We start from the raw sequence: 6,521 nt of genomic DNA, 5'->3' as shown, positions 1-6,521 counted from the left end.
CGATGATATTCAACTGCTAATTTTAGATGAGATGGGTTACGTACCTTTCAGTAAGGAAGGCGCCGAAATTCTCTTTCAACTCATTACCGAGTTTTATGAAAAGAAGAGTTTGATTGTCACCTCGAACCTGGAGTTCAGCCAATGGAACCGCATCTTTATCGATAGCCGGCTAACGGCAGCACTAGTGGATCGACTGATCCACCATGCGCACATCATCACCTATACGGGCGAAAGCTATCGTTTAACCAATGCATTATCACGCATTAACTAACACCCCACCTTTGGCGGCAACACTCTGTAAAAAACGTTGCAACACTCTGCACTTTTCTATTGCAAAATACAAAACTAGAGGAGATGAAAATTATGAAGGTTTATAAAGCTTTAACACTACTAACTGTATTGTTCTTCTTGATGTTGAATAATGTATTTGCGGAACCATATAGCCTTGAAAAAGAGCAAAAGGCTGTCGAAATTGATATTTTAACCGAAGGTAGCGCAGAAGAAGCAGAGAAACTTACACAACAAGTTTTGGAAGATATGAAGAATCATCCGGAAAGAGTTCAACTTTCCTTGCCACTTGAAAAAGAGCAAAAGTCTATCGAAATCGATATCTTGACTGAAGGTAGTGAAGAGGAATCTGAGAAACTCGCACAACAAGTTTTGGAGGACATGAAGGAACATCCGGAAAAAGTTCAATTAGCCTTGCCACTTGACGAAAAGTAAATAAATTATAATCAGGAATAATTTTAGTCGTATCAATTTGATACGGCTTTTTTTCTGATTTTTGCTAATGAATCGATATTCTATTTTTGATCTAAGCCCCCAGGAACAGAGAGCAATTGAATGTAACTTACTTCACAATAAGTTACATTCACTTTCAAATTTCACGATTTAAATTGATTTTCTTTAACTTCAAGAATTTCTTTTCTTAGCTTGCTCGGTCAATTAAATGTTCATGCCATTTCAAAGCTTTCTCAAACTCTCCATTTTCAACAAAACATTCGATGATTTTCTTATAATTCGGACTGTAGGGATACTGCTCGTGTTTACAAAGGTTTAGGGCAGATTCAAAATAGTGGCTTGCAGAAGTTAGCTCCTTCAAATCTTTATACATAAATCCAATATAAATATAGCCACTTCCTATTTCTAAACTTGAAAATGGTTGACTGGATATTTCCTTCATCACTTCAATCGCTTTTCTTTTGAACCGGAATAGTTCATAAAAATTGGCTCTTCTTACGTAACTCTCATATGTTTTGATAGATCTCACCTTATTCCTGTTAATTTTCCTTATCCAAACTTTATAATGTCAGGCGAATGTAACTTAACTGCACTAAAGTTACATTCAGTTTCCTTGTTAGCCTCATTAAAATTCTCTTTTTAGATCATGGCGAGCATTTATATAAAAGACGCTGCCCAGTAAAAATAGCAACACGTTAATCCATGAAGCAATGCTGGAATAAGTATCGTTAAATACAAAGACGCTTAAAAAATTAACTGTCATAAAAAGAACTAAAATCACATACATGCCTTTTACGAATTTCACCTTATCTCTTCCTTTCATATCTGGGGATCTACTACATGATTTAAAGAATTCATTTGTTCCAGATCCTTTCCCAGAAACTTTGTGTGTCTTTCTTAGGCGTTACCGGTTCAGGTTTGTTTCTATCCTGTTGCGTGGACGATTCTGGGGCATCTAAATCGGGTTCTTCCCGTACTAGGCGCAAGTAATTGCTTCTGTTGATCTTCCAGTACATCTATTTTCCACTGCATCTTCTCCAATTTTCTGTTAAATAACTTCTAATAATGTCGGGATATATAAAATCACTATTTTCTTCACTAATTAATTTTATAGCTGTGGAACTAGTCCAAGTTACTTTCCGTCTCTCAATTTCCATTAGAAGAAGATGGCATATCATTGAAGTTAATAAAATAAATTAAGTTGTCGGTCCACTCACCAAATTCAAAAATAAACCCTTCTCTTTTACATTCGAATTTCATCCCAGCACTCTCGGCTAATTTCATGGAAGCCGTATTGTCAACGTTAATATGCGCTTCAATCCGATGAAACTTTAAATCCTTATGAGCAATAGTAAGAGCTGCTTTGACAGCTTCCTTGCCATACCCCATTCGCCAGTGCTGATTATGAATCGTATAGCCAATCCGCCCCCATTGAAAATCCATTCGTTCCAATGTAGAAAAATCGATCATGCCGATATGTTTGTTATCAGGTTTGCGGAATACCCCAAAAATATAAGCGATATCGTTTGTAGCCAACTCCCGTTGTTTTTCAATCAGCTGCCGAAACCATTCCTCCGTACATTCGCTCATGTCCTTTTTTCCTTCATCGTGTCTATGTTGAGATGGATTTCGCCTTTCAAACTCCATTAGCCAATTTTGGTAATCTTCTTTTTTAAGCGGTCTCACGATCAATCTTTCTGTTTCTAATTGAATCTCAAAATCGGCTTCTTTTGATATCAAGATGTCATCCCCTTAGAAGTATTTTCATTTTAAAAAGTCTTGATTTGTAAATTTTTCTTAGGTCACGTTTTTCTTGTGAATAAAGAATTTCCCTAATTTTTACATTGGAGTAATTATAACATTATTTCCCTTGATGCCTAAGTTAGCTATCAAGCTGATTTTTGAACAAAGCATTGAAGAGTAAACCGTTCGTAAAAGTACACATTTACGAACGTCTTAAAATCACCTGATATCCCCCTAAAAACCGTTCGCAAAAGTCTCATACAGCTTTACGAACGTTTACTTTTCTTTATGAACTTTTACGAACGCTTCACTATCTCCTCGCGCCTATATGCAGGGATGTCCATTTAGAGAGTTAACTTCTTAATGATGTTCACGATTTATTAGCCTTCAGAATGATAAACTGAGGTTTCTTCATCAGCCGCACGTAACTCTCTGGCGCCAGTTCTTTCATTCTCAAGGTTGGCTCAGGTTCAACGACCTTCCCAATGGAAAAGCAGCGGAGAGTGCTATTCAGGATATCGCTGAGCGGACGTCGGTAAAAGAGCACTTCGTAAGTTTTTCCTGCTTTTGTCCAGTGGTCGGTCAGCAATTCGATGTCGAAGTAGTGAGCTTCCGGAAGCAGTTCAATATCCGACATCGGGTGATGGACCGAAAACACCAATTGGCCATTTGGCTTTAGAATGCGCTTGAATTCCTGGAATGTTTTGCCCCAGTCTTTCAGATAATGAAGCGTCAGCGAACTGACAATCAGATCAAATGACTGATCTTCAAACGGTAAGTCGCCCGCCAAATCCAGGCACAGAACTTCTGCCTTCCCCTTCGTCCGTTGTTTGGCCGCTTTGACCATTTCCGGGCTGAAATCCACTGCCGTCACTTTCGCTCCAGCAGTCAAAAATTGCTCACTATACCAGCCCGCTGCACAGCCCGCATCCAATACAGTCAATCCGGTTAAATCAGCCGGCATTTGGGCCACCATGGCCGGCCGCTCATATTCGATGTTGTACAGGCTCTTCCAGTCCGCCTCATTGGCGTAGTATCCTGCCAGTTGATTGTATACATCGGTCACTTTGTCTTTCATCGCGCTGCCTCCTGGCTGTTACAGTTATTGGTAACTCTATTTCTTTACTACTTTATCTGTAACCCGCGCTGGATTCAATAAAATCTTAGAAAACGCTTGTACACTCTTTTCATTTGTATTATGATTAAATCAAATAAATTTGATTAATAGAAAGCAGGGATTCGCATGGCTTCAAGTACAGAACCGATTTCCACTTCTCCGGACCTTGACCTCTATGCACAGAAGTTCAAAGCACTGGCAGATCCAAAACGCCTGGAGCTGCTCAATCTGATTTGCCGGAGAGGTTCCGTCTGTGTATGCGATCTGGTCGACGAAATGGCGATTCCGCAATCGAAACTTTCCTACCACTTGAAGATTTTATTGAATGCGGAGCTTTTGCACAAGGAAAACCGCGGAACGTGGAGTTATTATTCATTAAACAGCAAGGAAATGGACCGGCTCCTGTCCAACGAAATCTGCCGCGTCCTCAGCCCATCTTGTTAACCAGGATGGTTTTTCTTCAAACTAATAAATCAAAATAATTTGATGAAGGAGTGTTTTTTATGAAAATCTCACAATTACCTGTCGCAATTATTGGTGGAGGGCCGGTTGGCTTAGCCGCTGCGGCCCAGTTGGTGAAACGCGGCCAATCGTTTGTCCTGTTTGAGTCCGGTGCCCAGCTCGGCACGAACTTTTTGGACTATGGCCATGTTCGCCTGTTTTCAACCTGGCAATACAATATCGATGAAGCGGCAAAAGAACTGCTGGAACAGCATGATGTACCGCTGCCGAGTCCAAAAGCCTTGCCATATGGCCGGGAAATTGCTGTACAATACTTGCAGCCGCTCGGGAATCTCCCGGAAATGAAACCATTTATCCATCTGAACAGCAAAGTAATGCACATCAGCCGGAAGGGGCTCGATAAAGTGAAGTCAATCGGCCGCGAAGAACGGCCGTTTGAACTTTTGGTGCAGCAGGACAGCGTGGTCCGTCCGTTGCAAGCAAGAGCCGTGATCGATGCGACTGGCACTTGGCAGCAGCCAAACCCGATTGCCTCAGGCGGCATGTCGGAGAGAGACAACCCACATGTGCACTTCAACATACCGGATATCCTCGGAGCTGCCCGCAGCAAATTCGAAAACAAGCGCGTCGCCATTGTCGGCAGCGGGCATTCCGCCTTGAACTCGATTCTTGACTTGGCTGAGCTTCAAAAAGATGCACCGAATACGGCCATTTCCTGGATCCTGCGCGGGCCAAACGCTGACAGTGCGCTCGGCGGTGGAAGCAGCGATCAGCTGCCGGCACGCGGAGCACTTGGCAGCCGTGTCGGGAATGTCTTAGAAGAAGGCAAAATGGCAACCCATACTTCCACTTCCATTGTGTCGGCGCAAGTAAACACGGATCGCAGCTTAACGCTGATGGCCCAGAAAAACGGCGATGGAGTGGAACTCGGTCCGTTTGATGAAATCATAGCGAATACCGGCTCAAAACCGGATTTCTCTTTCCTGCGCGAAGTCCGCTACAGTTTCGACCCAGCGCTTGAAAGTGTGCCGGCCCTCGCGCCGTTGATTGACCCGAACATCCACAGCTGCGGCACGGTCCGGCCGCACGGAGAACAGGAATTGCGCCAGCCTGAAAAGGATTTTTACATCATCGGTGTGAAAAGCTATGGCCGCGCCCCGACTTTCCTGATGGCGACCGGCTATGAACAGGCCCGTTCAGTCGTTGCGCATCTCAGCGGAGACACAGAAGCCGCAAAGCGGGTGGAGTTGAACCTGCCGGAAACCGGCGTCTGTTCGAGCCGCCCCGTTTCCTTCAAGATGTTGACTCCAGCGGATACGGGTTCGTCTTGCTGCAGCTAATCCCGTACTCAACCGAATGACAGGCTGCCCAGAAACCTTCGCCAGCCTTTCTGCATTTCGCTCCAAGTGGACAGGCACTTTCGATAGAGAAAGTGCCTGTTTTAATTTAACGGAAACATGGAAGCGATTTGGAGTCCGAGCGGCAAGGTACTCCAGAAGCAGGTTCATTTAAAAAATTGATTTATGTTTTTTCTATTTCCAGTACTGCCTTCCAGGAAGGAAGCATGACTTATTAGGCTGCCTTAGCCGCAGAAAAAGACAGGCCGTCCGTTGCGACAGCCTGTCTTTTCATTTTTTATTCACGTTGTTCGTTTCGATATTCCAGCAAATCCCCCGGCTGGCAGTCTAGCGCTTTGCAGATCGCTTCCAGCGTGGACAGCCGGACCGCTTTGGCTTTGCCGTTTTTCAAGATGGACAAGTTCGCCATCGTGATGCCGACACGCTCCGACAGTTCCGTAACACTCATTTTTCGTTTTGCGAGCATCACGTCAATATTGATGATCATTGCCATTGCTTTCACCCCATATCAGACGATTAAATCGTTTTCCGCTTTAATGCGGATGGCGTCTTGCAGCAGTTTCTGGAGAACAGCCGCAAAGACGGCAATCACCAGTGAAGCAAAAATCACAAAGAGCCCCATCAGGATACCCGGTGCGTCGTCCGCTTTCGTCAATAAGTAAAAGAACGGCAGCTCCAGCACGAACAGGGCGCTGATGATCATCGCACAGTGTTTAATGCGCTTTAACGACTTTACCGCCAACTCCGAGAACGCCTGGTTGCGGTCAATATAGCCAAGCAGTTTCAGTGTCTGGTACAACGCGATGAAAAATGGAATCATTGCGGCATACATGCCGATCAGCAACGGGTACTGCAATTTTTCCAGCTCCGGAGTTGCCCAGTAAGGCGAATTCGGATCAAAGCGCGTCAATCCATAAAGGCAGCCGCCCAGAACCGGCAGCCCCAACAACAGAATGACAATTTTTAAAAAGAGCGTCGAACCGTGTTTCATTATCAGCACCTCACTTTATTCTTGTTGCTTTGATTTTATCAGCTTATTTATCGTTTTGCAATAAAATAATATTGAAATAAGTTATAAAATTGTTGTTTAAATAGAAAAT

Annotated in this window: 9 protein-coding genes; 4 read left to right on the top strand and 5 right to left on the bottom strand. The window is 43.6% G+C overall.

The annotated features are described in order from the left end of the window. Positions 1 to 271: ATP-binding protein (locus BLQ32_RS17370; RefSeq protein ID WP_175557142.1), on the top strand; the 271-nt coding region annotated here is incomplete at its 5' end. Between the two features lie 92 nt (positions 272 to 363). Next, positions 364 to 723 carry a hypothetical protein gene (locus tag BLQ32_RS17365; protein WP_074511458.1) on the top strand — a complete coding sequence of 120 codons (360 nt, stop codon included), beginning with the start codon at positions 364 to 366 and terminating at the stop codon, positions 721 to 723. A gap of 205 nt (positions 724 to 928) precedes the next feature. Here the strand turns inward: BLQ32_RS17365 and BLQ32_RS17360 are convergent, their stop codons facing one another. The 3 genes from BLQ32_RS17360 to BLQ32_RS17345 form a co-directional block, all read right to left on the bottom strand. Continuing rightward, positions 929 to 1,270 (bottom strand): hypothetical protein, encoded by a 342-nt coding sequence (locus tag BLQ32_RS17360; RefSeq protein WP_074511456.1) that lies wholly within the window; start codon positions 1,268 to 1,270, stop codon positions 929 to 931. A gap of 617 nt (positions 1,271 to 1,887) precedes the next feature. Continuing rightward, positions 1,888 to 2,481 (bottom strand): GNAT family N-acetyltransferase, encoded by a 594-nt coding sequence (locus BLQ32_RS17350; RefSeq protein WP_074511453.1) that lies wholly within the window; start codon positions 2,479 to 2,481, stop codon positions 1,888 to 1,890. A gap of 373 nt (positions 2,482 to 2,854) precedes the next feature. Continuing rightward, entirely contained in the window at positions 2,855 to 3,562 is a 708-nt protein-coding gene (locus BLQ32_RS17345; protein ID WP_074511452.1) for a class I SAM-dependent methyltransferase, read from the bottom strand. Positions 3,563 to 3,727: 165 nt separating this feature from the next. Between BLQ32_RS17345 and BLQ32_RS17340 the strand changes: the two genes are divergently transcribed. Together BLQ32_RS17340 and BLQ32_RS17335 are read left to right on the top strand one after the other, a co-directional pair. Next, on the top strand, positions 3,728 to 4,045 hold the full coding sequence (locus BLQ32_RS17340; RefSeq protein WP_074511451.1) for an ArsR/SmtB family transcription factor: 318 nt from the start codon (positions 3,728 to 3,730) through the stop codon (positions 4,043 to 4,045). 59 nt (positions 4,046 to 4,104) lie between these two features. Beyond that, complete coding sequence (locus BLQ32_RS17335; protein WP_074511449.1) at positions 4,105 to 5,403, top strand: NAD(P)-binding domain-containing protein; 1,299 nt, start codon at positions 4,105 to 4,107, stop codon at positions 5,401 to 5,403. A gap of 295 nt (positions 5,404 to 5,698) precedes the next feature. Here the strand turns inward: BLQ32_RS17335 and BLQ32_RS17330 are convergent, their stop codons facing one another. Both BLQ32_RS17330 and BLQ32_RS17325 read right to left on the bottom strand, forming a co-directional pair. Continuing rightward, positions 5,699 to 5,914: a helix-turn-helix domain-containing protein gene (locus tag BLQ32_RS17330; RefSeq protein ID WP_074511448.1), complete on the bottom strand. Its 216-nt coding sequence runs from the start codon at positions 5,912 to 5,914 to the stop codon at positions 5,699 to 5,701. 15 nt (positions 5,915 to 5,929) lie between these two features. Beyond that, positions 5,930 to 6,412 (bottom strand): DUF2975 domain-containing protein, encoded by a 483-nt coding sequence (locus tag BLQ32_RS17325; protein ID WP_074511447.1) that lies wholly within the window; start codon positions 6,410 to 6,412, stop codon positions 5,930 to 5,932. Positions 6,413 to 6,521 lie beyond the last annotated feature (109 nt).

It is taken from the genome of Planococcus glaciei, assembly GCF_900099655.1.
In the GTDB taxonomy this organism is placed as follows: domain Bacteria; phylum Bacillota; class Bacilli; order Bacillales_A; family Planococcaceae; genus Planococcus; species Planococcus glaciei.
This window is presented reverse-complemented; position numbering and strand designations above follow the sequence as displayed.

Coding starts and splice junctions, on each gene's coding strand:
- BLQ32_RS17330 (WP_074511448.1), bottom strand. CDS start 5,914: ATGGCAATGATCATCAATATTGACGTGATGCTCGCAAAACGAAAAATG.
- BLQ32_RS17345 (WP_074511452.1), bottom strand. CDS start 3,562: ATGAAAGACAAAGTGACCGATGTATACAATCAACTGGCAGGATACTAC.
- BLQ32_RS17365 (WP_074511458.1), top strand. CDS start 364: ATGAAGGTTTATAAAGCTTTAACACTACTAACTGTATTGTTCTTCTTG.
- BLQ32_RS17340 (WP_074511451.1), top strand. CDS start 3,728: ATGGCTTCAAGTACAGAACCGATTTCCACTTCTCCGGACCTTGACCTC.
- BLQ32_RS17335 (WP_074511449.1), top strand. CDS start 4,105: ATGAAAATCTCACAATTACCTGTCGCAATTATTGGTGGAGGGCCGGTT.
- BLQ32_RS17325 (WP_074511447.1), bottom strand. CDS start 6,412: ATGAAACACGGTTCGACGCTCTTTTTAAAAATTGTCATTCTGTTGTTG.